Annotated in this window: 28 protein-coding genes; 12 read left to right on the top strand and 16 right to left on the bottom strand. The window is 72.8% G+C overall.

Annotation, left to right across the window (positions count from 1 at the left end; genetic code table 11):
* Window positions 1-96: 96 nt before the first annotated feature.
* Window positions 97-693, top strand: coding sequence for a dihydrofolate reductase family protein (locus AC3ANM_RS18710; RefSeq protein WP_488285920.1), 597 nt, complete (start codon window positions 97-99; stop codon window positions 691-693).
* A gap of 33 nt (window positions 694-726) precedes the next feature.
* Here AC3ANM_RS18710 and AC3ANM_RS18705 read toward each other — a convergent pair whose 3' ends face one another.
* The 6 genes from AC3ANM_RS18705 to AC3ANM_RS18680 all read right to left on the bottom strand — a co-directional run bounded on the left by AC3ANM_RS18705 (window position 727) and on the right by AC3ANM_RS18680 (window position 6,987).
* Window positions 727-1,335 carry a response regulator gene (locus AC3ANM_RS18705; protein ID WP_488285919.1) on the bottom strand — a complete coding sequence of 203 codons (609 nt, stop codon included), beginning with the start codon at window positions 1,333-1,335 and terminating at the stop codon, window positions 727-729.
* Window positions 1,332-2,468 carry a sensor histidine kinase gene (locus tag AC3ANM_RS18700; protein WP_488285918.1) on the bottom strand — a complete coding sequence of 379 codons (1,137 nt, stop codon included), beginning with the start codon at window positions 2,466-2,468 and terminating at the stop codon, window positions 1,332-1,334. Before AC3ANM_RS18700 ends, AC3ANM_RS18705 begins: the two co-directional genes overlap by 4 nt.
* Window positions 2,469-2,502: 34 nt before the next feature.
* Window positions 2,503-3,351 carry an ABC transporter permease gene (locus AC3ANM_RS18695; RefSeq protein ID WP_488285917.1) on the bottom strand — a complete coding sequence of 283 codons (849 nt, stop codon included), beginning with the start codon at window positions 3,349-3,351 and terminating at the stop codon, window positions 2,503-2,505.
* Entirely contained in the window at window positions 3,348-4,304 is a 957-nt protein-coding gene (locus AC3ANM_RS18690; RefSeq protein ID WP_488285916.1) for an ABC transporter ATP-binding protein, read from the bottom strand. The genes AC3ANM_RS18695 and AC3ANM_RS18690 overlap by 4 nt, the downstream gene beginning before the upstream one ends.
* Window positions 4,305-4,442: 138 nt before the next feature.
* Window positions 4,443-5,837: a glycine--tRNA ligase gene (locus tag AC3ANM_RS18685; protein WP_488285915.1), complete on the bottom strand. Its 1,395-nt coding sequence runs from the start codon at window positions 5,835-5,837 to the stop codon at window positions 4,443-4,445.
* 214 nt (window positions 5,838-6,051) lie between these two features.
* Complete coding sequence (locus AC3ANM_RS18680) at window positions 6,052-6,987, bottom strand: type IV toxin-antitoxin system AbiEi family antitoxin domain-containing protein (RefSeq protein ID WP_488285914.1); 936 nt, start codon at window positions 6,985-6,987, stop codon at window positions 6,052-6,054.
* Window positions 6,988-7,329: 342 nt separating this feature from the next.
* Here AC3ANM_RS18680 and AC3ANM_RS18675 point away from each other — a divergent pair, with 342 nt between their 5' ends.
* From AC3ANM_RS18675 to AC3ANM_RS18650, 6 genes are all read left to right on the top strand, one after another.
* Window positions 7,330-7,767 (top strand): DUF805 domain-containing protein, encoded by a 438-nt coding sequence (locus tag AC3ANM_RS18675; RefSeq protein ID WP_488285913.1) that lies wholly within the window; start codon window positions 7,330-7,332, stop codon window positions 7,765-7,767.
* Window positions 7,768-7,885: 118 nt separating this feature from the next.
* On the top strand, window positions 7,886-8,164 hold the full coding sequence (locus AC3ANM_RS18670) for a DUF6703 family protein (protein ID WP_488285912.1): 279 nt from the start codon (window positions 7,886-7,888) through the stop codon (window positions 8,162-8,164).
* Window positions 8,165-8,259: 95 nt separating this feature from the next.
* Window positions 8,260-9,240 (top strand): metal ABC transporter substrate-binding protein, encoded by a 981-nt coding sequence (locus AC3ANM_RS18665; protein WP_488285911.1) that lies wholly within the window; start codon window positions 8,260-8,262, stop codon window positions 9,238-9,240.
* Window positions 9,237-10,064, top strand: a complete 828-nt coding sequence (locus AC3ANM_RS18660) for a metal ABC transporter ATP-binding protein (RefSeq protein ID WP_488285910.1) — start codon at window positions 9,237-9,239, stop codon at window positions 10,062-10,064. The genes AC3ANM_RS18665 and AC3ANM_RS18660 overlap by 4 nt, the downstream gene beginning before the upstream one ends.
* Window positions 10,057-11,076 (top strand): metal ABC transporter permease, encoded by a 1,020-nt coding sequence (locus tag AC3ANM_RS18655; RefSeq protein WP_488285909.1) that lies wholly within the window; start codon window positions 10,057-10,059, stop codon window positions 11,074-11,076. Before AC3ANM_RS18660 ends, AC3ANM_RS18655 begins: the two co-directional genes overlap by 8 nt.
* Window positions 11,073-11,474: a Fur family transcriptional regulator gene (locus tag AC3ANM_RS18650; RefSeq protein WP_488285908.1), complete on the top strand. Its 402-nt coding sequence runs from the start codon at window positions 11,073-11,075 to the stop codon at window positions 11,472-11,474. The genes AC3ANM_RS18655 and AC3ANM_RS18650 overlap by 4 nt, the downstream gene beginning before the upstream one ends.
* Here AC3ANM_RS18650 and AC3ANM_RS18645 read toward each other — a convergent pair.
* The 3 genes from AC3ANM_RS18645 to AC3ANM_RS18635 all read right to left on the bottom strand — a co-directional run bounded on the left by AC3ANM_RS18645 (window position 11,471) and on the right by AC3ANM_RS18635 (window position 13,878).
* Window positions 11,471-12,328, bottom strand: coding sequence for an isoprenyl transferase (locus AC3ANM_RS18645; protein ID WP_488285907.1), 858 nt, complete (start codon window positions 12,326-12,328; stop codon window positions 11,471-11,473). The two genes, AC3ANM_RS18650 and AC3ANM_RS18645, sit on opposite strands and share 4 nt — an antisense overlap.
* Window positions 12,325-13,062, bottom strand: a complete 738-nt coding sequence (gene recO / locus AC3ANM_RS18640; RefSeq protein ID WP_488285906.1) for a DNA repair protein RecO — start codon at window positions 13,060-13,062, stop codon at window positions 12,325-12,327. Before recO ends, AC3ANM_RS18645 begins: the two co-directional genes overlap by 4 nt.
* 162 nt (window positions 13,063-13,224) lie before the next feature.
* Window positions 13,225-13,878 carry an SDR family oxidoreductase gene (locus AC3ANM_RS18635; RefSeq protein WP_488285905.1) on the bottom strand — a complete coding sequence of 218 codons (654 nt, stop codon included), beginning with the start codon at window positions 13,876-13,878 and terminating at the stop codon, window positions 13,225-13,227.
* A 65-nt stretch (window positions 13,879-13,943) separates the two neighbouring features.
* Here AC3ANM_RS18635 and AC3ANM_RS18630 point away from each other — a divergent pair, with 65 nt between their 5' ends.
* Window positions 13,944-14,660 carry a 3-keto-5-aminohexanoate cleavage protein gene (locus tag AC3ANM_RS18630; protein ID WP_488285904.1) on the top strand — a complete coding sequence of 239 codons (717 nt, stop codon included), beginning with the start codon at window positions 13,944-13,946 and terminating at the stop codon, window positions 14,658-14,660.
* A 60-nt stretch (window positions 14,661-14,720) separates the two neighbouring features.
* On the opposite strand, the gene AC3ANM_RS18625 is transcribed toward AC3ANM_RS18630, so the two are convergent.
* Complete coding sequence (locus AC3ANM_RS18625; protein ID WP_488285903.1) at window positions 14,721-15,902, bottom strand: alanine--tRNA ligase-related protein; 1,182 nt, start codon at window positions 15,900-15,902, stop codon at window positions 14,721-14,723.
* Between the two features lie 301 nt (window positions 15,903-16,203).
* Between AC3ANM_RS18625 and AC3ANM_RS18620 the strand changes: the two genes are divergently transcribed.
* The gene (locus AC3ANM_RS18620) at window positions 16,204-16,836 is read left to right on the top strand and encodes an alpha-ketoglutarate-dependent dioxygenase AlkB (RefSeq protein ID WP_488285902.1); all 633 of its coding nucleotides are present in this window, start codon (window positions 16,204-16,206) and stop codon (window positions 16,834-16,836) included.
* Between the two features lie 48 nt (window positions 16,837-16,884).
* Here AC3ANM_RS18620 and AC3ANM_RS18615 read toward each other — a convergent pair whose 3' ends face one another.
* Both AC3ANM_RS18615 and leuA read right to left on the bottom strand, forming a co-directional pair.
* Complete coding sequence (locus tag AC3ANM_RS18615) at window positions 16,885-17,385, bottom strand: potassium channel family protein (protein ID WP_488285901.1); 501 nt, start codon at window positions 17,383-17,385, stop codon at window positions 16,885-16,887.
* Between the two features lie 124 nt (window positions 17,386-17,509).
* Complete coding sequence (leuA, locus tag AC3ANM_RS18610; protein WP_488285900.1) at window positions 17,510-19,240, bottom strand: 2-isopropylmalate synthase; 1,731 nt, start codon at window positions 19,238-19,240, stop codon at window positions 17,510-17,512.
* A 226-nt stretch (window positions 19,241-19,466) separates the two neighbouring features.
* Here leuA and AC3ANM_RS18605 point away from each other — a divergent pair, with 226 nt between their 5' ends.
* The 3 genes from AC3ANM_RS18605 (at window position 19,467) to AC3ANM_RS18595 (ending at window position 21,740) form a co-directional block, all read left to right on the top strand.
* The gene (locus AC3ANM_RS18605) at window positions 19,467-19,763 is read left to right on the top strand and encodes a YciI family protein (protein WP_488285899.1); all 297 of its coding nucleotides are present in this window, start codon (window positions 19,467-19,469) and stop codon (window positions 19,761-19,763) included.
* 115 nt (window positions 19,764-19,878) lie between these two features.
* Window positions 19,879-20,508 carry a class I SAM-dependent methyltransferase gene (locus AC3ANM_RS18600; protein ID WP_488285898.1) on the top strand — a complete coding sequence of 210 codons (630 nt, stop codon included), beginning with the start codon at window positions 19,879-19,881 and terminating at the stop codon, window positions 20,506-20,508.
* Window positions 20,509-20,570: 62 nt separating this feature from the next.
* On the top strand, window positions 20,571-21,740 hold the full coding sequence (locus AC3ANM_RS18595) for a M4 family metallopeptidase (protein WP_488285897.1): 1,170 nt from the start codon (window positions 20,571-20,573) through the stop codon (window positions 21,738-21,740).
* 62 nt (window positions 21,741-21,802) lie between these two features.
* Here AC3ANM_RS18595 and era read toward each other — a convergent pair whose 3' ends face one another.
* The 4 genes from era to AC3ANM_RS18575 are packed head-to-tail and all read right to left on the bottom strand — an operon-like array spanning window position 21,803 to window position 25,574.
* Window positions 21,803-22,720 (bottom strand): GTPase Era, encoded by a 918-nt coding sequence (gene era, locus AC3ANM_RS18590; RefSeq protein ID WP_488285896.1) that lies wholly within the window; start codon window positions 22,718-22,720, stop codon window positions 21,803-21,805.
* The gene (locus AC3ANM_RS18585; protein WP_488285895.1) at window positions 22,717-24,045 is read right to left on the bottom strand and encodes a hemolysin family protein; all 1,329 of its coding nucleotides are present in this window, start codon (window positions 24,043-24,045) and stop codon (window positions 22,717-22,719) included. The genes era and AC3ANM_RS18585 overlap by 4 nt, the downstream gene beginning before the upstream one ends.
* A 7-nt stretch (window positions 24,046-24,052) precedes the next feature.
* Window positions 24,053-24,520, bottom strand: a complete 468-nt coding sequence (ybeY, locus tag AC3ANM_RS18580) for an rRNA maturation RNase YbeY (protein WP_488285894.1) — start codon at window positions 24,518-24,520, stop codon at window positions 24,053-24,055.
* On the bottom strand, window positions 24,498-25,574 hold the full coding sequence (locus tag AC3ANM_RS18575; protein ID WP_488285893.1) for a PhoH family protein: 1,077 nt from the start codon (window positions 25,572-25,574) through the stop codon (window positions 24,498-24,500). Before AC3ANM_RS18575 ends, ybeY begins: the two co-directional genes overlap by 23 nt.
* Window positions 25,575-25,579 lie beyond the last annotated feature (5 nt).

Here is a 25,579-nt window from a genome sequence, read left to right as displayed (position 1 = left end):
CGCGACCGCGCCTCGGCGACTGGCGACGCTCTCGGGGACAGGCCTACGTTGGCAACGGGTCCCGCTCAAGGGCTGCCGAGGTGTGGGGAGGCACGGATGAGCACTGTGGTGATGCACGCCGTGGTGTCGGTTGACGGCTTCATCGCGGACGACAACGACGAGGTCGGGCCGCTGTTCGACTGGTACTTCAACGGGCAGCGACCGCTGTTCGAGGGCGGCGAGGGTTCCGGTCACCCCAGCATGTCGGTGAGCGACCGCTCGTACAGCTACGTCAAGCCGTTCTGGGAGAGCATCACCTGCGCGGTGGTGGGTCGGCACCTGTTCGACCTGACCAACGGCTGGGAGGCCAGGCCACCGGCGTGCGACCACCTCGTCGTGGTGTCACACCGGCCGAGGCCGGAGGGCTGGCACCCGGAGGCGGACGTTCCGTTCGTCGACGACGTCACCGAGGCGATCGAGGTCGCCCGGCGTCTCGCGGGCGACGGGGTGGTGGCGCTCTCCGCGGGCGACGCCGCCGGTCAGGCGCTGGCGCTCGGCCTGGTCGACGTCGTGGCGATGGACGTCGTCCCCGTGGTCTTCGGCTCCGGGAAGCGGTACTTCGGCCGGGTCGACGGCCGGCTGATGCTCGAGGACCCCGACGTCGTGCTCCAGGGCGACAGGGTGCTGCACCTGAGGTACCCCGTCCGGCGCTGACTACCCCGCCGAGAGGGCCGGCGCTGTGTCAGCTCAGAGCCAGCCGTTGTCCTCGGCGATCCGCACGGCCTCGGCCCGCGTGCGGGCCCCGGTCTTGCCGATCACCGACGAGAGGTGGTTGCGCACCGTCCCCTCCGAGAGGAAAAGCTCGCGGGCCAGGTCGGCGACCGTGCCGCCGTCGCGGGCCGCGCGCACCACCTCGGCCTCGCGTGCGGTCAGCGGGGACTCGCCGCTGACCAGGCTGTCGGCCGCGAGCGCCGGGTCGACCACCCGCAGCCCGGAGTGCACCCGCCGCACGGCGTCGGCGAGCTGGCGGGCCGGGGTGTCCTTGACGACGAAGCCCGCCGCGCCGGCCTGGAGCGCTCGGCGCAGGAAGCCGGGCCGGCCGAAGGTGGTCACGATGAGCACCCGCACGTCGGGCATCGCCGCGCGCAGCGCCTGCGTGGCGGCGATGCCGTCCATGCCGGGCATCTCGACGTCGAGCAGGGCCACGTCGGGCCGGTGCTCGCGGGCCGCGGGGACGACCTGGTCGCCGCTTCCCACCTCGGCCACCACGGACAGGTCCGGCTCGAGGTCCAGCAGCGCGGCCAGTGCGCCGCGCACCAGCGCCTGGTCGTCGGCGAGCAGCAGTCGGATCGTCACGACACTGCCCCGGCGATGATCTGCATCGAGAACCCTTGAGGCTCAACGGTTCTGGTCATGAGGGTCGCCCCGGCGCCGGAGGCGCGCTCGGCCAGCCCGCGCAGCCCGTTGCCGGACCGGCTGTGGACCTCCGCGTCGCGGGGGCCGCGACCGTCGTCGAGCACCTCCACGCTCTCGGGGGTGAGCCGCACGGTGCAGCGTGTGGCAGCGCTGTGACGGATCACGTTGGTGACCCCTTCGCGCACCCCCCAGGCGAAGAGCTCGCGCAGGTCTCCGGGCACCATGTCCGTCGACGTCGGCAGGTCGGCGTCGATCTCGGCGGCCCGCAGGGCCGCCCGCGCCCTGGCGAGCTCCCCCGGGAGGGTCAGCTCGCGATACCCCTCCACCGCCCGGCGGACGTCGACGAGCGCGTCCCGCGAGAGCCGTTCGAGGTCGGCGCCCTCGGCCCGCGCGCGCTCAGGGTCGACGTCCATGAGCCGGCCGGCGAGCTCGGCCTTCACGGTGATGACCGTCAGGGAGTGCCCGAGGATGTCGTGCAGGTCCCGGGCCACCCGGTTGCGCTCCTCCTGCACCGCCAGGCGGGCGTTCTCCTCGCGGGCAATCGACAGGTCGATGTTGCGCCGGATCAGCTGGCTGACGCCCCACATCGCGAAGGCCGCCAGGAAGATCGAGAGCAGCAGGCTCGGCATCAGCTCCCAACCGGGCACCAGGCTCATCAGGGCGAGGGTCGTCCCGGCCAGCAGGAGCACCGCCGCGGCGGCCGCCCGCGTGGGCAGGAACATCACCGCCGTGACCGTGAGGTAGACCGACGTCGACAGCCCCGACTCGCCCACCGTCAAGCACATGACGACGGCCAGGGCCAGCAGGACCAGCAGGATCCCTGCACCGGCCGGCTGGGGCACGGTGCCCGCCCGCAGGCTGCGTCCGCGCACCAGGGCGAAGGCCACGACGTAGGCCGCGGCGAACAGGATCGTCGCGGCCATGCCGACCCACCCCTGCCACGTGTCCCGGTGCTGCCACCCCGCCTGCAGCGGGTCGACCAGGAACACCAGCCAGACCACGGAGAAGAGGTTGCCGAGGCGGCGGGGTCGTCCCGCCGCATCGGCTCCTCCCCAGCCCCGGAGTGTCGTCATGTCGCTCACGCTAGCCACACCGCCGCCCGGCGTCTCAGACGCGCGCCGTGTCCTTGCGGAAGCGCCATGCGGCCCCCGCGACGAAGATCGCCAGCCACACGACCACGTTGACCACCCACAGGACGTCGAACGAGGTCCCGGTCAGCGGGGCGTGGACGAGCTGGTTGACGCCGTACATCGGGGTGAACCCGGCGATGGTCCGGAACGTGCTGCCCATCTGGTCCAGCGGCACGAACAGGCCGCCACCGAAGGCCAGCAGCGCCAGGATCGGGCCGAGCACCTGCATGACGTTGTCGCTGGGCAGCAGGTAGCCCATGAACAGCCCGAAGGCGGCGAAGACCAGGGACCCCACCCAGGCGATCAGGCCGGTGACCAGCCACAGGTGTGCGTCCATCCGCGCGTGGCTGAACGCGCCGGCGCAGTAGGTCACGACCACCGAGGCGAGTCCCATCGTCATGGCTGTCACGAGCTTGGTCGCGACGTAGGCCACCGGGGTCAGCGGCGTCAGGCGCAGCTGCCGGCTCCAGCCGAGCGACCGCTCGATGGAGACCATCGCCCCGCCACTGGTCGTCGCGATCATGGCGCCGTAGACGGCCATGCTGATCATCACGTAGGCGGCCACGTTGCCGTGACCGGCGTTGTCGTTGGAGTACTTCTGGCCGACCCCGAAGATCAGGAAGAACACCACGGGCATGACGACCGTGAAGACCACGGTGCGCCTGTTGCGCAGCAGGCGCCGCAGCTCCAGGCGCAGGATCGTCGGGCTGAAGCCGCCCCTCGGGGGCACCGGCCGCTGGAGGGCCCGGTCCCGCGCGGCACTCGTCACGGCACTGGTCGCGGCACTGGTCGCGGCAGAGGTCTCGCTACGGGTCGCAGAGCTCATCGGGTCACGTCCTCGGTCTCGTCGTCGCCGGTCAGGGCCACGAAGGCGTCCTCGAGCCCGCGCGCGGTGATCTCGAGGTCGCGGGCGTCGGTGGTGGTCAGCAGGTGCCGCGCGACGGCGTCGGTGTCGCGCGAGTGGATCAGCACGGTGTCGCCGCGCACCTCGATGCCCTCCGCACCCGGTATGCCGCGCAGCGTCGCCTCGGTCGCCCCGGCCAGGGTGGCCCGGACGGTGCGCCCGGCCGCCATCGCCTTGATCTGCGCAGGAGTGCCGTCGCCGACGACCATTCCCTTGCGCACCAACACGATCCGGTCGGCGTAGGAGTCGGCCTCTTCGAGGTAGTGCGTGGCGAACAGGACCGTGCGGCCCTGCTCGGCGTCCTCGCGGATGGCGGCCCAGAAGGAGCGCCGCGACTCCACGTCCATGCCCGTGGTCGGCTCGTCGAGGATGACCAGCTCGGGGTCGGACAGCAGCGCCATGGCGAAGCGCAACCGCTGCTGCTCGCCGCCGGAGCACTTGCCGACGAGCCGGTCGGCGATCCCGGTGATGCCCGCCCGCGCGAGCGCCTCGTCGACCGGGCGGCTCTGCGCGAACAGGCTCGCCGTGTAGGTCGCGGTCTCCCGCACGGTCAGGTCCTTGAGCAGGCCGCCGGTCTGCATGACCGCCGAGACCAGACCGCGTCGGATCGCCTGGTGCGGCTCCATCCCGAAGACCGAGACCTCCCCCGCGGTCGGCACGGACAGGCCGAGCACCATGTCGATGGTCGAGGTCTTGCCGGCGCCGTTGGGGCCGAGGAAGGCCACGATCTCGCCGCGCCGGACGCTCAGGTCGATGCCGCGGACGGCCTCGACCGCCCCGAAGCTCTTGCGCACCCCGCGCAGGCTGATCGCGTCAGCCGCGGGGGCTCCCACCCCTGCGGAGTCCCGGAGGGACTCCAGTGAAGTCGTCGTCATGCAGCGATCCTGACGCGCACGGCGACCCGGCGCGCCCGACGCGCGTCACGGCATACCCATGACATCCGTCAGGTCCGTGGCACGGGTGAGCCCCGGCACCCACCGGGCACCGGGGCTCACCCGTGTGGTGTCAGGAGGTCAGCAGCCGATGAGGCGGCTGGCGAGCCAGCCCTCGACCTGGTCGAGAGCGACGCGCTCCTGGCTCATCGTGTCGCGCTCGCGGATCGTCACCGCGTGGTCCTCGAGGGTGTCGAAGTCGACGGTGATGCAGAACGGCGTGCCGATCTCGTCCTGTCGGCGGTAGCGGCGGCCGATGGCGCCGGCGTCGTCGAAGTCGATGTTCCAGTGCTGGCGCAGCTGGGCCGCGAGGTCACGGGCCTTGGGCGTGAGGTCGGCGTTGCGCGACAGCGGGAGCACGGCGGCCTTGACCGGCGCAAGGCGCTTGTCGAGCTTGAGCACGACGCGCTTGTCGACCCCGCCCTTGGTGTTGGGCGCCTCGTCCTCGGTGTAGGCGTCGATGAGGAACGTCATCAGCGAGCGGGACAGGCCGGCTGCCGGCTCGATGACGTAGGGCGTCCAGCGCTCACCGGTGGCCTGGTCGAAGTAGGTCAGGTCCGCGCCGGAGTGCTTGGCGTGCGTCGACAGGTCGAAGTCGGTGCGGTTGGCGATGCCCTCGAGCTCGCCCCACTCCGCGCCGGCGAAGCGGAAGCGGTACTCGATGTCGACCGTCCGCTTGGCGTAGTGCGACAGCTTCTCCTGCGCGTGCTCGAAGTGGCGCAGGTTGTCCTTGTTGATGCCGAGGTCGGTGTACCAGCGGGTGCGCTCGTCGATCCAGTACTGGTGCCACTCCTCGTCCTCACCCGGCTTGACGAAGAACTCCATCTCCATCTGCTCGAACTCGCGGGTGCGGAAGATGAAGTTGCCCGGCGTGATCTCGTTGCGGAAGGACTTGCCGGTCTGGGCGATGCCGAACGGCGGCTTCTTGCGCGAGGCGCCCATGACGTTGGCGAAGTTGAGGAAGATGCCCTGCGCGGTCTCGGGGCGCAGGTAGTGCAGGCCGGACTCGTCCTCGACGACGCCGAGGTAGGTCTTGAGCAGGCCGGAGAACTGGCGCGGCTCGGTCCACGCGCCGCGCGTGCCGCAGTTGGGGCAGGCGACGTCGGCGAGCGCGACGTCGTCGGGGTTGGCGATGCCCTTCTTCTCGGCGACGGCCTCCTGGAGGTGGTCGGCGCGGAAGCGCTTGTGGCAGGACTGGCACTCGGTCAGCGGGTCGGAGAACGTCGCGACGTGGCCCGAGGCCTCCCACGTCTTGGTCGGCAGGATCACCGAGGAGTCCAGGCCGACGACGTCGTCGCGCTGCTGCACCATGGCCTTCCACCACTGGCGCTTGATGTTCTCCTTCAGCTCGACGCCGAGGGGACCGTAGTCCCAGGCGGAGCGGGTACCTCCGTAGATCTCACCGCACGGGAAGACGAAGCCCCTGCGCTTGCAGAGGCTGACAACGGTGTCGACGGTGGAGGTGGGAGCAGCCATGCGCCCAAGGTTATCGGCCCCGCGCCACCGGTTTTGACCCGATCACCCCGTATGCCGCGTGCTCCCCTCCCAGCCCCGCCTCGCGCATACGCTCGCCTCCCTCGCGCGCCGACCCCAGGAATGCCCGCCAACCCCCGGCTTGCATCCGCGACGTCACGGGCGCCCGCCGGGTTGAGCGGACGCAACCCGGGTCGACGGGCAGAGCCCGACTCGCTCAGGCGGCCCGGCGAGCCCGGGCGAAGGCGCTCTGGACCAGGTGGAGCACCAGTGCCGGGTCGTCCAGGTCCCGCCAGGTCAGGCGCACCATCTCGAACCCGAGGGCGCGCAGCCGGTCTTCGCGCAGCTTCTCCTTGACCAGCGCCTGCGCTCCGTCGGCACCGGCGTACTTGAGCTTGCCGTCAAACTCGACCACGGTCCGTTGCCCCCGCAGGAGGAAGTCGACGATGCCGACCAACCCACGGGCGTCGTAGATCTCGACCTGCAGCTCCGGGGCCGGCAACCCCAGCGCATGCAGCAACACCCTGGTCCGGCTCTCGCCCACCGACTCCGAGCGCCCGTCGACGAGCTCGGGCACCCGCGCCGCCCAGCCCCGCCCTCGCCCCAGGGGCAGCGCCTTCGAGGCCTCGACGAGCTCGGCCCGGGTCGCCAGGCGCCGGTGCAGTGCCGCGTCCGCAGCGACCACTCCGGCCTCGAGCCCGGCCCACGCAGCCCACTGGAGGACAGCGGCGGCCGGGCGGACGCACAGCACCCCCGAGCGCCGCTCCAGGAGCCCGGGTGGGACGAAGGTGTGGACGCTGACCCCGGCCACCGGACGGTGCTTGCCCGCCCGGGTCCGGGACACGTGGGCAGTCGGAGGCTCCGTGCCGGGCAGCACGGGCAGACCCTGGAGAGCGAGTGCCGAGGCGTGGCTGGCGGCGAAGCCGTCCCCGAGCTGACGCGCCACCGCGAGCGCCACCAGCGCACGTCGCTCGTCGCGGGAGCCGGACTCGAACCGGGACCGCTCGACATACACACCAGTGCGGACGCGGACGAGGCGGCCGGCGGCGACGAGGCGGGTGAGCGCGGCCCGGGTCACGCCGCACTCGAGGGCATCGCGCGTGGTCAGCACGCCGGCTTGGGCGGCGAGGCGAAGGCTCAGCAGGTCTGTCATCCCGTGACCGTGCCGCACCCGGGCCACCGGGACCAGGTCGTCGCTCGGGACTGTGGACAGTGGGACGAGCCCACCAGCCCCTGTGGACAACGCACCGGCGCCCCAGCCCGCCCCCGGATCGAGGACGCCACGTGACCGCCAGCCCGGGACGGGTCACCCCGACCCCGCGGGCGCCCGCCGGGTCCCGGTGACGAACCGGGGGGTCGCGGGCATCTCGCGGGTTGCCGGGCGCGGGCGCAAACGGAGGCAAGACCGGCTCCGGACGAGGGCTACCGCCCCCTCGCGGGTGCTGCTACTTTCCTCCCGCCTTGTTTGTCCGATTCCACAGGGGGAACCCCACTCATGTCGTTCACCGACGCCTTCCGCACCGGCTTCTCCAAGTACGTGACCTTCTCCGGTCGCGCCCGCCGCTCGGAGCTCTGGTTCTTCGTTCTGTCCTACGCCGTGGTCTACCTCGTCGCGGCCGCCATCTTCGGTGGCATCGCCGGCGCGACGCAGAAGCCGGCCATCGTCATCGCGGCGGCACTGGTGCCCCTGGGCTACGCGCTGCCCATGCTCGCCGCGGCCATCCGCCGCCTGCACGACACCGGCCGCTCCGGCTGGTACTACTTCATGGGCTTCATCCCGGTCGCCGGCCCGATCATCCTGCTGGTGGCCCTGTGCCAGGACAGCGCCCCCGGCGACAACGCCTACGGCCCCAACCCCAAGGGCATCGCCGCCCCCGGCTTCCCGGGCGCGCCCGTCGAGGCTGCGCCGGCCGCGCCGACCGTCGGCTACTGAGCAGCCAGCAGAGCAACCCCCCTGCCGATCGGCCTCCCGGCCGCAGCGGTCACCACCGAAGGGCGGGCCCACCCCGGGCCCGCCCTTCGCGCTGCCAGCCTCCCGTACGCTCATCCCCGTGCGAGACAAGATCGAACGCGCCAGCCTGCCCGTCCTGAGCTGGCTGGGCCGCCTGCCCCGCCTGGTCCCCTTCCTCATCCTGCTGGTGCTGCTCGTCGTCGGCGCCCTCGTGGGCGGCCCGACCGGCTTCATCCTCATGGGCCTGGCGGCGCTGTTCGTCGGCTGGCTGCTGTACCTGTCCTGGCCGCGCCTGACCGGCTCGGAGAAGCTCATGCGCTCGGCGGTCGTGCTCCTCGCCGTCGCCCTGGCCATCACCCAGCTGTTCCCCCGCGGCTGAGCCGTCCGGGCGGGCCGCCTCCGGCCCACCAAGCCACCCGCGCACCCCGCTCGATGGTTTTGACAATCATTCTCAATTAGCCGCACACTGCGGGTATGCCGTCCCGCCGTCTCCACCTCGCCACTCCCCTGCCGGTCGTGGCAGCACGAGTCGTGGCAGCACGAGCCGTGGCCGCAGGGGTGGCGGCTGCGTCGGTCGTGGCCGCGACGGCGCTCGGCGGCTGCGCGCCCGCCGCACCGCCGGACGGGCGGCTGCCGGTGGTGGCCGCGTTCTACCCGTTGCAGTACGCGGCCGAGCAGGTCGGCGGCGACCACGTGCGGGTCACCAACCTGACCAAGCCGGGCGCCGAGCCGCACGAGCTCGAGCTCGGCCCGCGTGACGTCCTCACGGTCGCCAAGGCTCGGGTTGCCATCTACGAGAAGGGTTTCCAGCCCGCTGTCGATGACGCCATCTCCCAGCAGGCCACCCACAACGCGCTCGACGTCAGCCGGGCCGCCCGGCTCGACCTCGGGCTGCCGGCCGCCGACGTCATCGGCGGCCATGAGAGCGGCGGCACCACCGACCCGCACTTCTGGCTGGACCCCACGCGCTACGCCGACGTCGTCTCCGCGATCGCCGAGCGGTTCAGCGCCGTCGACCCGGCCCACCGCAGCGACTACGTCGCCAACGCCGCCGCCTTCCGGAAACGACTGGCAGCGCTCGACACCGAGCTGCGCGACGGGCTCGCCAGCTGCCGGCAGCGCCGGCTCGTCACCAGCCACAGCGCCTTCGGCTACCTCGCGCGGCGCTACGGCTTCACCCAGATCGGCATCACGGGCCTGACGCCGGACGCCGAGCCCTCCCCCACCGCGCTGGCCCGGGTGTCCCGGCTCGTGCGGGACCGGGGCGTGCGTGACGTCTACGCCGAGACCCTCGCCAGCCCGGCGGTGGCCGACACCGTCGCCCACGAGACCGGCACCCGCATCGCGGTCCTCGACCCCCTCGAGGGCCTCACCAAGGCCTCCGCAGGCCACGACTACGTCCAGGTGATGCAGGCCAACCTGCGCACCCTCCGGGCCGGACAGGACTGCCGATGAGCGAGCGCCCGACCACCCCCGTGATCAGCCTGCGCGACGCGGCGTTCGGCTACGGCGACAGGGCGGTCCTCCACGGCGCCACGCTGCAGGTCCAGCCCGGCGAGGTGATCGCCCTGCTCGGCCCGAACGGCTCGGGCAAGAGCACCCTGGTCCGCGGCCTGCTCGGGCTGAACGACCACATCGAGGGCGAGGTCAAGCTCTTCGGCACCCCGCTGGAGGACTTCGACGAGCACGCCCGCGTCGGCTACGTGCCGCAGCGCCACACGCTCTCGGCGTCGGTGCGGGCCACCGTCTCCGAGATCGTCGCCATCGGCCGCCTGCCGCACCTGCGCTGGTGGGCCCGGCCGGGGCGCACCGACCGCGCCGTCATCGAGGAGTCCCTGGAGCTCGTCGGGCTCGAAGACCGGGCCGCCGCCGAGGTCAGCCACCTCTCCGGGGGCCAGCAGCGTCGCGTGCTGATCGCCCGGGCCCTGGCCGCCCAGCCCGATGTACTGGTCATGGACGAGCCCACCGCCGGCGTCGACGTGGCCAGCCAGAGGGTGCTCTCCCAGGTGCTCGCCCGTCTGGCCGAGCGCGGCACGACCATGCTCATCGTCACCCACGAGCTGGAGCCGCTGCGCGACATCGTCACCCGGATCGTCGTGGTGACCGGTGGCCGGATCGGCTTTGACGGCTCCCCCGCCCGGTTCGCCCAGGAGCGCGCCGCCCTGCCGGCCCTGGACCACGGCCACCACCACGACGACGAGCCCAGGCCCGGCCCCGCCCGTCAGGCCACGCTGCCGACCTCCGGCCCGCTCGACACCACCGGAGGCCCTCGTGCTTGAGATCCTCAGCTACGACTTCATGCAGCGGGCCCTGCTGGCCGCGCTGCTGGTCGGCATCGCCGCGCCCATGGTCGGCGTCTTCCTGGTCCAGCGCCGACTCTCCCTCATCGGGGACGGCATGGGCCACGTCGCGCTGGCCGGGGTGGCCATCGGGGTGGTCACCGGCACCGCACCGGTCCTCACCGCCCTGATCGCCGCCGTCGCCGCGGCCGTCGTCGTGGAGCTGATCCGTGCCCGCGGACGGACCAGCGGCGACGTCGCCCTCGCCGTGCTCTTCTACGGCGGCATCGCCGCCGGCGTGGTGGTGATCTCCCGGTCCAGCAGCGGCACGGCCAGCAACCTCACGGCATACCTGTTCGGTGCCATCACGACGACCACGTCCGGCGACCTCTGGGTCTTCGCCGCCCTGGCGGCGGTGGTCGTCGTGAGCACCTGGGTGCTGCGGCCGCGGCTGTTCGCCGTGGCCAACGACGAGGAGTATGCGCGGGCCACCGGCATGCCGGTCACCGCCCTCAACATCGCCCTGACGGCGCTTACCGCCGTCACGGTCGTGGTGGCCATGCGCGTGGTCGGCCTGCTGCTGATCAGCGCGCTGATGATCGTGCCGAACGCCGCCGCCCAGCAGCTGGCCGGCAGCTTCCGCTCGGCGATCCGGTGGGCGGTGCTCATCGGGGTGGCCGCCAGCGTCGGTGGCGTGGCGGTCTCCTTCTACGCCAACACGCCCTCCGGCGGCACGATCGTGCTGCTCGCGATCGGCGTCTTCCTCGCGGCCGCGGTCGGCTCCGCGGCGTGGTCGCGCGTCGGCCGGCGCCGGCACCTCGAGGCCGAGGACCACGACCACGAGCACGGGCCCGGGTGCGGCCACCCGGCCGTGGTGCACGGCGACCACGTCGACTACCTGCACGACGGCCACCGCCACGCACCCCACGGCGGGCACTACGACGAGCACGTCCTCGGCGCCGAGGAGCCGCACGCGGCCACGGACGAGGGCGGGAAGGTGCGGCACCCATGACCCAGGGCACGAGGCGACCCACCCGGCAGCGCGCCGCGGTCGAGGCGCTGCTGCGCGAGGCCGACGACTTCAGCTCGGCGCAGGAGCTGCACGCCCGGCTGCGCGCCGGCGGCGCCAGCGTCGGGCTGGCCACGGTCTACCGGACCCTGCAGACCATGGCCGCCGAGGGCGAGGTCGACATGCTGCGGACCGACGAGGGCGAGGCCGTCTACCGGCGCTGCAGCACCGGCCACCACCACCACCTCGTCTGCCGCAGCTGCGGCGCGACCGTGGAGGTGGAGGGGCCGGCGGTGGAGCGCTGGGCCAGCCAGGTCAGTGCCTCGCACGGCTTCACCGACGTCAGCCACACCCTGGAGATCTTCGGCACGTGCAGCGACTGCGCCGCCGGCCCCGACTAGAGCCCCTCCGGCGCCCCGCCCGGGACCCCGGTGGTCGCCCCGCCGGGGACTGTCTCGGGTGCGGCGAGTCCCACCGGCGGCTCGAGGGCGGCAGCATCGATCGCCCCGCCGTAGCGCCGGTCGCGCTCGGCGTAGACCTGGATCGCCTGCCATAGGTGGCGCCGGTCGAAGTCGGGCCACAGCGTGTCCAGGAAGACCATCTCCGCGTAGGCCGACTGCCACAGCAGGAAGTTGCTGGTGCGCTGCTCGCCGGAGGACCGGACGAACAGGTCGACGTCGGGCATGCTCGGGTCGTCGAGGTAGCGCCCGATCGTCTTCTCGTCGATGGACCCCGGGCGCAGCCGGCCGGCCTGCACCTGCTCGGCGATCCGGCGGGTGGCCTCGGCGATCTCCGCCCGGCCGCCGTAGTTGACGCACATCGTCAGCGTGATGACGTCGTTGTCGCGCGTCATCTCCTGGGCGGCCTCGAGCTCCTTGATGACCGAGCCCCAGAGCCGGGGACGTCGCCCGGACCAGCGCACCCGCACGCCCCAGTCGTTGAGCAGGTCGCGCCGGCGCCGGATCACGTCGCGGTTGAAGCCCATGAGGAAGCGCACCTCGTCGGGCGAGCGCTTCCAGTTCTCGGTCGAGAAGGCATAGGCCGAGATGTGCTTGACGCCGATCTCGATGCCGCCGGCGACCACGTCGATCAGCGAGGCCTCACCGGCCTTGTGCCCCTCGGTGCGGGGCAGGCCGCGCTGGTTGGCCCAGCGGCCGTTGCCGTCCATCACGATGGCGACGTGCTTGGGCACCAGCTTGGGGGGCAGGACTGGGGGCCGCGCCCCGGAGGGGTGCGGGTCGGGGGGCCGGGTCATGCGCGCTGCTCTCGTTCCACGAGGCGCAAGGATCTCACGCCGCGTTCGAGGTGCCACTGCAGGAAGGCCGCGACGAGCCCGCTGCCCTCCCGGCGGTGCTGCGCGGCGCTGGCGTCGGCGAGGACCCAGTCCCCGGCGAGCAGCGCCGCGAGCAGCTCCATCGTCGGCGGCGCCGGCGCAGCCGACCCCGGGGTGCGGCACGAGGGGCAGACCGTGCCGCCGCTGGCGATGTTGAACGCGCGGTGCGGCCCGTCGGCCCCGCAGCGGGCGCAGTCGTGGAAGCTGGGCGCCCAGCCGGCCACCGCCAGCGAGCGCAGCAGGTAGGCGTCGAGCACCAGGCCGGGGTCGTGCTCGCCGCCGGCCAGGCTGCGCAGCGCGCCGGCCAGGAGGAGGAACTGTTGCACCGCCGGCTCGCGCTCCTCGGTGAGCCGGTCGGCGGTCTCGAGCATCGCCGACGCGGCGGTCCACGCCGTGTAGTCCCGGGCGATCACGTCGCCGTAGGAGGCCAGCGTCTCCGCCTGCGTGACCGTGTCCAGCGTGCGCCCCTCGTAGAGCTGGACGTCGACGACCATGCACGGCTCGAGCCGGGCCCCGAAGCGGGACTTGGTCCGCCGCACCCCCTTGGCCACCCCGCGCACCTTGCCCTGCGAGCGGGTCAGCAGGGTGACGATGCGGTCGGCCTCGCCCAGCTTGTGGGTGCGCAGGACGATGGCCTCGTCGCGGTAGAGCGGCATGCCTCCATTGTCCTACGCGCCGCCACCGACACCGGTATGCCGTGCCGCTGGGTCCGTGCCGCCCTCACCTCCGGCTCCCCTGCGCCGTGCCTCCCGGCCCGGCGGAGGAGCGCCTGCCGGCCCGGCCGGGAGGCGAGAGGCCCGGCAGGCCGGCCCGGGAGGTCAGCGCAGGGCGCGGGCGACCGCCTCGGCGACCGGCGCCTCCCCCTCGGTGAGCTCGAGGACGTGCCCGCTGCTGCCCGGGCTGTCCAGCAGGGCGGCCAGGGTGGCCGCCACGTCGTCGCGGCTGACCGCGCCGTAGGGGATCGCCGCACCGAGGCGGATGCGCCCGGTGCCGGGCTCGTCGGTCAGGGTGCCGGGGCGCAGGATCGTCCAGTCCAGGCCGCTGGCGACGAGGTGGACGTCGGAGTCGCGCTTGACCCGCATGTAGTTCTCGAACGTGTCCGACAGGTTCCGGCCGCGGCCGGCGTCCATGAAGACCGAGACCATGAGGAACCGGCCGACCCCGGCGCGCACCGCCGCGTCGACCGCCTTGACCGCGCCCACACCGTCGATGGCGTTGGTGGCCTCCGGGCCGCCCTTGCCGCCGGCGCCGGCACTGAAGACCACCGCGTCGGCCCCGGTGAACGCCGTGGCCAGGTCCTCGACGGTGGCCCCGGTGAGGTCGACCAGGGCCGGTTCCACGCCCACGAGGCGCAGCGCCCCGGCCTGGGCCTCGTCGCGGATCAGCCCGACCGGTTGGTCCCCCGCGGCCGAGAGCAGCTGCCCCAACCGCAGCCCGACCTTGCCGTGCCCGCCGACGATGACGACCTTCATGCGACTCCTCCTCGGGTCCGTGACGCTTCGGTCCAGTGTCACCCACCGCCGCTAGCCTCGGCCCCATGCTCCTCCAGGCAGCACTCAACGGTCCGGTGACCCGGAGCGACCACCCGGCCGTGCCGGAGTCCACGGAGGCCCTGGCGCGGGATGCCGTCGCCTGCGTCGCGGCCGGCGCCCGCGCGGTCCACCTGCACCCGCGCGACGGCTCGGGGCGGGAGAGCCTGGCGGCAGAGGTCGTCGACGCCGTCGTGGCCCGCGTGCGCGACGCCTGCGGCGTGCCGGTCGGCGTCACCACCGGCGCATGGATCGAGCCCGACGCCGCCCGCCGCGTCGACCTCGTGCGGGCCTGGCGCGAGCCGGACTACGCCTCGGTCAACCTGTCCGAGGACGGCGCCCTCGACGTGATGCACGCGCTCCTCGAGCGCGGAGTCGGCGTGGAGGCAGGCGTCTGGACCGAGGCCGACGCCCGCGCCCTCGTCGCCTCCGGGCTGGCCGGGCAGCTCACCCGCGTCCTCATCGAGGCGATCGGGGCGCCGGCCGCCGGAGCAGTCGCCCTGGTGGACCGGATCCATGGCGTGCTCGACGAGGGCGGCGTCACCGCGCCCCGGCTCCAGCACGGGGAGGGGGAATCGGCGTGGGTCCTCATCGAGGACGCCGTCCGGCGCGGCCTGGACACCAGGGTCGGACTGGAGGACACCCTGACCCTGCCGGACGGCACACGGGCCGGGGGCAACGCCGACCTGGTGCGGGCCGCACGGGCCCTGGGCGCCGGCGGGTGAGGTTCCTCGGCGGCCGAGGCTGCTCGGGCGACTGAGGCCACCCGAGGACACGGCCCCGGCTCACGACCGGCCCGACAGCAGGCCGAGCACGAGGTCGCGCGGCAGGCCGTGGGTCTCGTGCAGGTCCCTCAGGTCCTGCTCGGTCAGCGCGCCGCCGCGCTCGCGGCGCTGCACGATCGGCCGGCCCCGGCGGACGAGGTCACCGAAGCGCCGCTCCTCCTCCAGCAGCACCCGGCGCACGTCACGCACGTGCTCCGGGCCGCGGTCCTGGCCGTGCGAGCGCAGCGTGCCGCCGAGCAGCGGCTCGGGGAGGTCACCCAGGGTGCGCGAGGGGTCCTCCCGCCAGAGCAGCGTCAGCACGCGACGCAGGAGCCGGCGCAGGACGTAGCCCCGGCCGGTGTTCGACGGGCGCACGCCGTCGCCGACCACGACGACGCCCGAGCGCAGGTGGTCCGAGACGATGCGGCCGGTGGGCACCTCCAGCGGCCACAGGCTCCCCACCACCCGCGTCCACGGCTGGAGCAGGTCGGTCTCGTGGACCGAGTCGACGCCCTGGAGGACGGTGAGCAGCCGTTCCAGGCCCATCCCGGTGTCCACGTTGGGCTGTTCCAGCGGCACGAGCCGCCCGTCGTCGAGGCGTCGGTGGCGCATCATGACGTGGTTCCACACCTCGACCCACCGCGGGTCGGTGGTGGGGGTGCCCGTGGGCCTGTCCTCGCCGGTCCAGATGAAGATCTCGCTGTCGGGGCCGCACGGACCGGTCGGCCCGTTGGACCACCAGTTGTCCTCCACGGTCAGCTCCACCGGCACGCCGAGCTCCTGCCAGGTCCGCAGCGACTCCAGGTCGGGGCCGACCTGCTCGTCGCCGGCGAACACGGTCACGTGGAGCCGGTCGTGGTCGAGGCCGAAGCCCTCGCGCAGCAGCTCGTAGCCCCAGCGCAGGCTGGTCGGCCCCGGGTAGTCCCCGAGCGACCAGCTCCCGAGCATCTCGAAGACGGTCAGGTGGGTGTCGTCGCCGACCTCGTCGAGGTCGGTCGTGCGCAGGCAGCGCTGGACGTTGACCAGCCGGCTGCCCTGCGGGTGGGGGTCGCCGAGCAGGTACGGCGTGAGCGGGTGCATCCCCGAGGTGGTGAACAACACGGGGTCACCGTCGCGCGGGATGAGCGAGCTGCCGCGCACGCGCTGGTGACCGCGCTCGCGGTAGAAGTCGAGGAACGTGGTGCGGACGAGGTCGGAGTCCATGGCGGGGCCTTCCGGTCAGGGGGACCGGAGGGCGACGTCGGCGGTGCCGCCGTCGGTGGGCCACGGAGTCGAGGGGCCACGGTGCAGGCGTCCGGCGAGCCGTTTCCGGTCGCCGGGGGTGGGTGGGGTCAGGCAGCGGCAACCAGCGAGCGCGGAGCTCGCGTGGCTGCGGACGTGCACTGATGGACCTGCATGCCCTCAACGGTAGCCCGGGCGGTCGCGGGGCCGCCACGGACTTTGACCCTGGATCCCGCCTCCCCAGATCGAACACCTGTGCGTCGAACAGGCGTACAGTGGGCTCATGACGGTGGCACTCCAGGGCTCACTGCTCGACGCGGTCGACGAGGTCGGCCTCCGCTCCCTCGGCGCCGCGGTGCGCCGCACCCCGCTGTCCCGCGGCGCGTGGATCGACGTCCGGCCCGGCTGGGTGACCGGCTCCGACGAGCTGTTCAGCCGGCTGTCGCAGGACGTGCCGTGGCACGGCGAGCGGCGCCAGATGTACGACCGCGAGGTCGACGTGCCGCGCCTGCTCTCCTTCTACGAGGAGGGCGCCCGGCTCCCCCACCCGGTGCTGGAGGCGGCCCGCGACGCGCTGAGCCGGCACTACGCCGCCGAGCTCGGCGAGCCGTTCCGCACCGCCGGGCTGTGCCTCTACCGCGACGGACGCGACAGCGTCGCCTGGCACGGCGACACGATCGGGCGCAGCCGCACCGAGGACACCATGGTGGCGATCATCTCCGTCGGGACGCCTCGCGCCCTGCTGCTGCGGCCCCGCGACGGGGGCGCCGGGACGGTCCGCCAGGTGCTCGGCCACGGCGACCTCATCGTGATGGGCGGCTCCTGCCAGCGCACCTGGGAGCACGCCATCCCCAAGACCGCCAGACCGGTCGGGCCGCGCATCAGCATCCAGTTCCGCCCCCGCGGGGTCCGCTGAGCACCACCCATCCCGCCGTCTGCCTTGCCGGCGCCACGGGCGCCGCCCTCAGCGGTCGCGGTCCTCGCGCAGGGCGCGGACCTGCTCCTCCAGGCCGGCGACCCGCTCGATGAGCGCCCGCATCAGCTGCTCCAGCGACTCGGTCTCGCGCATCGACTCGGCGAGCTCCTCCTCGACGTCGGCGACCTCCTCCTGCATCGCCTCGGCCCGGGCGATGAGGCGCTGGGTCACGGCCAGGGCGATCGAGGCCGCGACCCCGCCGAGGATGGCGACCCCGCCGACCATCACGCCGGCGGCGACGACCCGCCCGCCGGCGCTGACCGGGTAGTGGTCGCCGTAGCCGACCGTCGTCAAGGTGGTCAGCGCCCACCACATGCAGTCGCCCAGCGAGCGCAGGTTCGACCCCGGGTGGCCGCGCTCGAACACCCAGGCGAGGGCACCCCCGCCCAGCACCAGGACGAGGGCGACGGCGGTGACCACCCCGGCGATCCGGGCGATCGCCGCCCAGCCCGGCGCGGACAGCAGCCCGGGCGGGGGGACGGCCGGCACCGGGGGCGCCGGAGACCCGGGCGTCGCGGGCGGCGCCGGCACGGCGGCCCGGCGGCGTGCACCCACCCGGGCCGCGGTGTCGCGGCCACTCCCCCCGTCCCGGCTCACCCTGCCGCCCGCCGGCTCAGGCGAGCTCGCGCTGGGAGCGGTTGACCGCGGATACGACGGCCTTGAGCGAGGCGATGACGATGTTGGCGTCCAGGCCGACACCCCACAGCACCCGCTCCCCGACGGCGCACTCGACGTAGGCCGCGGCACGGGCGTCGCCGCCGGAGGAGAGCGCGTGCTCGTGGTAGTCGAGGACCCGCACGTCCACATCGAGGCCGTTCAGCGCCTCGACGAACGCCGCGATCGGGCCGTTGCCGGTGCCCTCGACGGTGCGCTCCTGGCCATGGTCGGTCAGCGTCACCGAGATGCGGTCCGCGCCGTCGACGGTGCTGTCCGAGCGCATCGAGACGAGCGCGAAGCGGCCCCAGCCCTCGCCCGCGGCCGGGAGGTACTCGTCCTGGAAGGTCGACCACAGCTGCGCCGGCGAGACCTCGCCGCCGTCGGCGTCGGTGCGGGCCTGGACCACGCCGCTGAACTCGATCTGCAGCCGGCGGGGCAGGTCGAGGTGGTGCTCGGACTTGAGCAGGTAGGCCACGCCGCCCTTGCCGGACTGGCTGTTGACCCGGACGACCGCCTCGTAGGAGCGGCCGATGTCGTGCGGGTCGATCGGCAGGTAGGGCACCGCCCAGGTGAGGTCGTCCACGCCCTTGCCCTCGGCGGTGGCGTCGGCAGCCATCGCCTCGAAGCCCTTCTTGATCGCGTCCTGGTGCGAGCCGGAGAACGCGGTGAAGACCAGGTCGCCGCCGTAGGGGTGGCGCTCGTGCACCGGCAGCTGGTTGCAGTGCTCGACGGTGCGCCGGATCTCGTCGATGTCGGAGAAGTCGATCTCGGGGTCGATGCCCTGGCTGAACAGGTTCATCCCCAGTGTCACCAGGCAGACGTTGCCGGTGCGCTCGCCGTTGCCGAAGAGGCAGCCCTCGATCCGGTCGGCGCCGGCCAGGTAGCCCAGCTCGGCCGCCGCGACACCGGTGCCGCGGTCGTTGTGCGGGTGCAGCGACAGCACCAGCGACTCGCGCCGGTGCAGGTGGCGCGACATCCACTCGATCGAGTCGGCGTAGACGTTGGGCGTGGCCATCTCCACGGTCGCCGGCAGGTTGACGATCATCTTGTGGTCCGGCGTCGGGTCGAAGACCTCGATGACCGCGTTGCAGATCCGGGCCGCGAACTCCAGCTCGGTCCCGGTGTAGGACTCGGGCGAGTACTCGTAGTAGACGTCGGTCTCGGGGATCGTCTCCTCGAGCTTGCGGCACAGCCGGGCGCCCTGCAGCGCGATGTCGATGATGCCGTCCTGGTCCAGGCCGAAGACCACGCGTCGCTGGAGCACCGACGTGGAGTTGTAGAGGTGGACGATGGCCTGCTTGGCGCCGCGGATCGCGTCGTAGGTGCGCTCGATCAGGTGGTCCCGCGCCTGGGTCAGCACCTGGATCGTCACGTCGTCCGGGATGTGCCCACCCTCGATGAGCATCCGCACGAAGTCGAAGTCGGTCTGGCTCGCCGAGGGGAAGCCGACCTCGATCTCCTTGTAGCCCATGCGGACCAGCAGGTCGAACATGCGCTTCTTGCGCTCGGGGCTCATCGGGTCGATCAGCGCCTGGTTGCCGTCGCGCAGGTCGACCGCGCACCAGCGCGGGGCCGTGTCCATGCGCTTCGTGGGCCACGTGCGGTCGGGCAGCTCGACGACGATCTGCTCGTGGAAGGGCTGGTACTTGCCGACCGGCATACCGCTGGGCTGCTGGGGGTGGATCATGCTCTCGCCTCTACCTTTTCGCGGGGTCTTCAGTGACGCCTGGCAACACGAACTCCGCGACGAGGGGCGGCCGTCCTACTGGGCCCCGCCGCGGCGGCGAAGGAGGAGCAGAGCTCCCTGCGCGATACGCACACGCCGAGGGTATGCCGCGCCCCTCGCCAGCGTCCACCGCGTGGACGGCGGTCCCGCATGCTGGGACCCCGCCACGTCGCCTAGTCTCTGGCCCGTGTTCATCCTCGAGCTGACCTACACCGCACCGCTGGACCGGGTCGACGCCCTGCTGGCCGACCACGTGGCGTGGCTCGACGCCGGCTACGCCGACGGCGTCTTCGTCGCCTCGGGCCGCAAGAACCCGCGCGACGGCGGCGTGATCCTCGCCGTGGGCGAGCGGGCGGACGTCGAGGCGCGCGCCGCAGGCGACCCGTTCGCGGCGCACGGCGTGGCCGACTACCGGATCGTCGAGTTCGTGCCGACCAAGACCGCCGCCGCGCTCGAGGGCTACCGCGAGACCCTGCCCGTCTGACCAGGCGCCGACCAGGCCCCCCACCCCTTCGCGGCTCAGCGAAGCGCTGTGCGCTGTGCCCTGAGCGCGCACACTGGATGGCGGAGGGCGCTTGGTGCGTCCCGGTGGAGGGGCGATGACAGAGCCAGAGCGTCCCGGCGGGCAGTCCGGGCCGCGCCGGACCCCGGGCGACTTCGATGCCGCGTATGCGACCGGAACCCCACCGTGGGACATCGGTCGGCCCCAGCCGGCGTTCCGCACCCTGGCCGATGAGGGATGTCTGGTGGGCCGGGTGCTCGACGTCGGCTGTGGCACCGGTGAGCACGCCCTCATGGCGGCCGCGCTCGGCCTCGAGGCCACCGGGGTCGACACGTCAGCCACCGCGATCGGGATCGCCCGGCGCAAGGCCGAGGAGCGGGCCCTGCCCGCCCGGTTCCTCGTCCAGGACGCGCTCGACCTCCCCGCCCTCGGCGAGTCCTTCGACACCGTTCTCGACTGCGGGCTCCTCCACGTCTTCGACGACGCCGACCGGGCCAGGCTCGTCGAGTGCCTGCGGGCGTCGATGCCGGTCGGCGCCAGATATCACCTGCTCTGCTTCAGCAACGCCGAGCCCGGGGACTGGGGTCCCCGCCGCATCCGGCAGGAGGAGATCCGCCGCGCCTTCGCCGACGGCTGGCGGATGGAGACGATCGAGCCGGCGAACCTCGACATCACCATCGACCCCGGGCGGGCACACGCCTGGCTGGCGTCGATCGTGCGCGTCTGACCTCCAGCGGCGGCAGCGGTCCTCGGGGTGCGGCTGTCGGACCCCGGGTGCACCGTGGGGTCATGGGGAACTCACACACGCACCAACCAATCTGCTCGATCCTGCCGCCCTACCTCGTAGAGCGGCTCACCCGCCACGACGACCCCGCGGTGGCCTCTGCCGCCCAGCGCACGCTGCGCCTCGACCGCGAGGTGCGCGGGCGCCGCGAGACGCGCGCGGCCCGGGTGGGCAGCGGGCGCCCCGCCCCGGGACCGGAGCAGGGGATCATCCCGCCCTACCTGCGGCACGCCCCGACGCCTGCCGCTCCCGGCGAGGGGGTGGCGGGTGCCGGCGAGGCCGGGCCGGCTGCCAGCCACGCGCCGCAGCGGCAGGTCGATGACGCCAAGCACGGCACCACCCTGCCGGGCACGCCGCTGCGGCACGAGGGCGAGGGGCCGGTCAGCGACGACTCGGCCAACGAGGCCTACGACGGGCTCGGTGCGACGTGGCAGCTGTACTGGACGGCCTACCAGCGCGACTCCCTCGACGGGGCGGGCCTGCCGCTGGTGGCCAGCGTCCACTACGACACCGGCTTCGACAACGCCTTCTGGGACGGCGAGCAGATGGTCTTCGGTGACGGCGACGGGACGTGGTTCCGGTCCTTCACCGACTGCATCGACGTCATCGGCCACGAGCTGACCCACGGCGTCACGCAGTTCACCGCCGGGCTGACCTACGTCGGGGAGTCCGGCGCCCTCAACGAGTCGGTGTCGGACGTGTTCGGCTCCCTGGTCAAGCAGATCACCCTGAAGCAGACTGCCGCACAGGCCGACTGGCTCATCGGGGCCGGGCTGTTCACCCCGCAGGTCAAGGGCGTGGCGCTGCGGTCGATGAAGGCGCCGGGCACGGCCTACGACGACCCGCACCTGGGCAAGGACCCCCAGCCGGCGACGATGGACGGCTTCGTCGACCTGCCCCACGACGACCAGCACGACAACGGCGGGGTGCACACCAACTCCGGCATCCCCAACCACGCGTTCTACCTCGCGGCCACCGCCATCGGCGGCAACGCCTGGGAGGGCGCCGGCCAGGTCTGGTACGACGTGCTCACCGGCTCCGGCCTGCCCAAGGACGTGGGCTTCGCCGGCTTCGCCACCGCGACGGTCGAGGCGGCGGGCAAGCGGTTCGGCGCGGACAGCCGCGAGGCGAGCGCCGTGCAGGAAGCCTGGACCACGGTCAAGGTACTGGCCTGACGCGGCGCTGAGCGGCGGCGGTGCCGGCCCACGGGCCCGGCACCGCCGTCCTCAAGATGCCGCTAGAAGCCCAGGCGCTGGAGCTGCTTGGGGTCGCGCTGCCAGTCCTTGGCGACCTTGACGTGCAGGTCGAGGTGGACCCGCTGGCCGAGCAGGGCCTCGATGCCGCGGCGGGCGTTGGTGCCCACCTCGCGCAGCCGTGAGCCGCCCTTGCCGATGATGATCGCCTTCTGGCTGGGACGCTCGACGAACACGTGCACGCGCACGTCCAGCAGCGGGTTGTCCTCCGAGCGGCCCTCGCGCGGCAGCATCTCCTCGACCACGACGGCCAGGCTGTGCGGCAGCTCGTCGCGCACGCCCTCCAGGGCGGCCTCGCGCACCAGCTCGGCGATCATGACCGCCTCGGGCTCGTCGGTCAGCACCCCGTCCGGGTAGAGCTGCGGCGAGACCGGCAGGTAGGAGGAGAGCAGCTCGCCGACCTCGGTCACCTGGTCGCCCCGGGTCGCCGAGCAGGGGATGATCGCGTCCCACTCCCCCAGCTGGTCGATGGCGATGAGGTGCTCGGCCAGGCGCTGCTTGTCGACCAGGTCGGTCTTGGTCGCGATCGCCACGATCGGCCGCTTGCGCTTGGCCGCCTTGAGCTCGGCCAGCTCGCGGGCGATGAAGGTGTCGCCTGGCCCGATCTTCTGGTCGGCGGGCAGGCAGAAGCCGATCACGTCGACCTCGAGCAGGGTCTCGCGCACGAGGTTGTTGAGCCGCTCACCGAGCAGCGTCCGCGGCTTGTGCAGCCCCGGGGTGTCCACGAGGATCAGCTGCGCGCGGTCGGTGGTCAGCACGCCCCGGATGGTGTGGCGCGTCGTCTGCGGCTTGCTCGAGGTGATGGCCACCTTCTGGCCGACGAGCGCGTTGGTCAGCGTCGACTTGCCGGCGTTGGGCCGACCCACCAGGCAGGCGAACCCTGCCTTGAACTCCTCCGTCACGAGACTTCCTCCTGGCTCTCGGCCGCCGCGACCGGCATACCGGCGGTGCGCTCGTCGTGCTCGCCGTCGGCGGCACCCAAGGGTCGCACGAGGACAGTGGCGACGCGGTGGCGGCGTCCCCCCATGCGCTCGGCGGTCAGGCTCAGCCCGCCCACCTCGGCGTGCGAGCCGACGATCGGCACCCGGCCGATGGTCTTGCCGAGCAGGCCGCCGACGGTGTCGACCTCGTCCTCCTCGATCGTCACCTCGAACAGCTCGGCGAGGTCGTCCACGTGCAACGTGGCGGGGACCCGCGTCGACCCGTCGGGCAGCTGCTCCACGCCGGGGGACTCGCGGTCGTACTCGTCGGCGATCTCCCCGACGATCTCCTCGAGGATGTCCTCGATGGTGACCAGGCCGGCGGTGCCGCCGTACTCGTCGACGACGACGGCCACGTGCAGCTGGTCGCGCTGCATCTCGGCCAGCAGGTCGTCCACCGGCTTGCTCTCGGGCACGAACTGCGCCGGGCGCATGGCGTGGTGCACCGGCTGCACCGCCGCCTCCGGGGCTGCGGTGACCCGCCGCACGACGTCCTTGAAGTAGAGCATCCCGAGCACGTCGTCCGGCCCGTCGCCGACGACGGGGATGCGGGAGAAGCCGCTGCGCAGGAACAGCGACATCGCCTGGCGCAGCGTCTTGTCCGACTCGATGGTGACCATGTCGGTGCGCGGCACCATGACCTCGCGCACCAGGGTGTCGCCGAGCTCGAAGACGGAGTGGATCATCTGCCGCTCGCCCGCCTCGATGAGCGCGCTCTCGCCGGCGAGGTCGACCAGGTCGCGCAGCTCGGCCTCGGACTCGAACGGCCCGTCGCGGTAGCCGTGGCCGGGGGTGACGGCGTTGCCGAGCGCGACCAGCAGGCGGGCCACCGGGCCGAGGACCCGGCGCAGCAGCACCAGGGTCGGCGCGGCCAGCAGCGCGATCCGGTCGGCGTGCTGGCGCCCGAGGGTGCGCGGCGAGACGCCGACCACCACGAAGGAGACCAGCGCCATGACCCCGATGCTGACCAGCAGCGCTGTCCAGAACGAGTGCACGGTGCCGACCACGGCGAGGGTGATCATCACCGCCACGGCCGCCTCGGCGACCACCCGGACGAACGTGGCGACCGAGATGTATGCCGCGCTGTCGCCGACGATGAGCGCCAGCGCGGCCGAGCCGCGCCGCCCCTCCTCCTGCAGCTCCGCCGCACGCACACGGGACAGCCGCGACACCGAGGCCTCGGCGGCGGCGAGCAGGAAGGCGATCAGGACGCTGACCAGGGCGGCCAGGACGAGCTGGAGGACCATCGCGCGCTCAGGCGCCGGCGCGACCGCGACCGGCCAGGAACGTCAGCAGCAGCTGGCGCTGGAGCTCGAACATCTCGCGCTCCTCCTCGGGCTCGGCGTGGTCGAAACCGAGCAGGTGCAGGATGCCGTGGGTGGTCAGGAGCAGCAGCTCCTCCTCGGTGGCGTGGCCGGCCTCCTTGGCCTGGCGGGCGGCCACCGACGGGCACAGCACGATGTCGCCCAGGACGCCCTCGTCAGGCTCCTGGCCGTCACGGCCGGGCCGCAGCTCGTCCATCGGGAAGCTCATGACGTCGGTCGGGCCGGGCAGGTCCATCCACTGCACGTGGAGGACCTCCATGGCCGCCTCGTCGACGAGCTTCAGGCACAGGTCGGCCTGCGGGTGGACCCGCATCTGCTCCATGACGTAGCGCGCGCACGCGACGAGCTCCATCTCGTCGAGGGCGTAGTCGGTCTCATTGAGAACGTCGATGCTCACGGGGAGCGGTCACCGCCTTGGCGTTGGCTCGGCGCGCGGCGCGGTTGCCGGCGGATCCGTTCACGTTGTCCCAGCGCCCGTAGGCGTCGACGATGGCGCTCACCAGGCGGTGGCGCACCACGTCGTGGCTGGTGAGCTCGGCGAAGTGCACGTCGTCGACGCCGTCGAGGATGTCCTGCACGACCCGCAGCCCCGACTGGGTGCCGCCGGGCAGGTCGACCTGGGTGACGTCGCCGGTGATGACCATCTTGGCGCCGAAGCCGAGCCGGGTGAGGAACATCTTCATCTGCTCCGGCGAGGTGTTCTGCGCCTCGTCGAGGATGATGAACGCGTCGTTGAGGGTGCGGCCGCGCATGTAGGCCAGCGGTGCCACCTCGATCGTCCCGGCGGCCATGAGCCGCGGGATCGACTCGGGGTCGAGCATGTCGTGCAGCGCGTCGTAGAGCGGGCGCAGGTAGGGGTCGATCTTGTCGTTGAGGGTGCCGGGCAGGAAGCCCAGGCGCTCGCCGGCCTCGACCGCCGGACGGGTCAGGATGATCCGGTTGACCTGCTTGGCCTGCAGCGCGGCGACCGCCTTGGCCATGGCCAGGTAGGTCTTGCCGGTGCCGGCCGGGCCGATCCCGAACACGATGGTGTGCTCGTCGATCGCGTCGACGTAGTGCTTCTGGTTCAACGTCTTCGGCCGGATCGTGCGCCCACGGTTGGAGACGATGTTCATCGTCAGCACGTCGGCGGGGCGCTCGGTGGTCTGCTCACGCAGCATCCCGATGGAGCGCTCGACGGCGTCACGGTTGAGCGGGTGGCCTGCGTCGATCACCACGAGCAGCTCGTCGATCAGCCGCTCGACCAGGGCCACGTCGGCCGGGGCGCCGCTGAGGTGGAACTCGTTGCCGCGCACGTGCACGTCGAGGTGCGGGAAGGCCCGCTCCATCGTGCGCAGCAGCTCGTCCCGAGGACCCAGCAGGGAGACCATGGAGACTTCGCGCGGGATGACGATCGTGTGGGAGGGCGCCCCCGCCTGCGCCGGCTCGTTCTGCTGTGGCTCGTCTGTCATCGTGC

Source organism: Oryzihumus sp. JJN4-3R (genome assembly GCF_057747915.1).
Note: the sequence above shows the minus strand (reverse complement) of the source record. Positions and strands in the feature narration are given on the sequence as shown.

Excerpts from the sequence above, each read along its gene's own strand:
- AC3ANM_RS18675 (WP_488285913.1), top strand. The coding sequence starts at position 7,330 with ATGTCGTTCACCGACGCCTTCCGCACCGGCTTCTCCAAGTACGTGACC.
- AC3ANM_RS18620 (WP_488285902.1), top strand. The coding sequence starts at position 16,204 with ATGACGGTGGCACTCCAGGGCTCACTGCTCGACGCGGTCGACGAGGTC.
- AC3ANM_RS18585 (WP_488285895.1), bottom strand. The coding sequence starts at position 24,045 with ATGGTCCTCCAGCTCGTCCTGGCCGCCCTGGTCAGCGTCCTGATCGCC.
- AC3ANM_RS18650 (WP_488285908.1), top strand. The coding sequence starts at position 11,073 with ATGACCCAGGGCACGAGGCGACCCACCCGGCAGCGCGCCGCGGTCGAG.
- AC3ANM_RS18690 (WP_488285916.1), bottom strand. The coding sequence starts at position 4,304 with ATGACGACGACTTCACTGGAGTCCCTCCGGGACTCCGCAGGGGTGGGA.
- recO (WP_488285906.1), bottom strand. The coding sequence starts at position 13,062 with ATGCCGCTCTACCGCGACGAGGCCATCGTCCTGCGCACCCACAAGCTG.
- AC3ANM_RS18575 (WP_488285893.1), bottom strand. The coding sequence starts at position 25,574 with ATGACAGACGAGCCACAGCAGAACGAGCCGGCGCAGGCGGGGGCGCCC.
- AC3ANM_RS18600 (WP_488285898.1), top strand. The coding sequence starts at position 19,879 with ATGACAGAGCCAGAGCGTCCCGGCGGGCAGTCCGGGCCGCGCCGGACC.
- AC3ANM_RS18645 (WP_488285907.1), bottom strand. The coding sequence starts at position 12,328 with ATGACCCGGCCCCCCGACCCGCACCCCTCCGGGGCGCGGCCCCCAGTC.
- AC3ANM_RS18710 (WP_488285920.1), top strand. The coding sequence starts at position 97 with ATGAGCACTGTGGTGATGCACGCCGTGGTGTCGGTTGACGGCTTCATC.
- AC3ANM_RS18625 (WP_488285903.1), bottom strand. The coding sequence starts at position 15,902 with ATGGACTCCGACCTCGTCCGCACCACGTTCCTCGACTTCTACCGCGAG.
- AC3ANM_RS18685 (WP_488285915.1), bottom strand. The coding sequence starts at position 5,837 with ATGGCTGCTCCCACCTCCACCGTCGACACCGTTGTCAGCCTCTGCAAG.
- AC3ANM_RS18635 (WP_488285905.1), bottom strand. The coding sequence starts at position 13,878 with ATGAAGGTCGTCATCGTCGGCGGGCACGGCAAGGTCGGGCTGCGGTTG.
- leuA (WP_488285900.1), bottom strand. The coding sequence starts at position 19,240 with ATGATCCACCCCCAGCAGCCCAGCGGTATGCCGGTCGGCAAGTACCAG.
- AC3ANM_RS18665 (WP_488285911.1), top strand. The coding sequence starts at position 8,260 with ATGCCGTCCCGCCGTCTCCACCTCGCCACTCCCCTGCCGGTCGTGGCA.
- AC3ANM_RS18660 (WP_488285910.1), top strand. The coding sequence starts at position 9,237 with ATGAGCGAGCGCCCGACCACCCCCGTGATCAGCCTGCGCGACGCGGCG.
- AC3ANM_RS18695 (WP_488285917.1), bottom strand. The coding sequence starts at position 3,351 with ATGAGCTCTGCGACCCGTAGCGAGACCTCTGCCGCGACCAGTGCCGCG.
- AC3ANM_RS18595 (WP_488285897.1), top strand. The coding sequence starts at position 20,571 with ATGGGGAACTCACACACGCACCAACCAATCTGCTCGATCCTGCCGCCC.
- AC3ANM_RS18700 (WP_488285918.1), bottom strand. The coding sequence starts at position 2,468 with ATGACGACACTCCGGGGCTGGGGAGGAGCCGATGCGGCGGGACGACCC.
- AC3ANM_RS18680 (WP_488285914.1), bottom strand. The coding sequence starts at position 6,987 with ATGACAGACCTGCTGAGCCTTCGCCTCGCCGCCCAAGCCGGCGTGCTG.
- AC3ANM_RS18630 (WP_488285904.1), top strand. The coding sequence starts at position 13,944 with ATGCTCCTCCAGGCAGCACTCAACGGTCCGGTGACCCGGAGCGACCAC.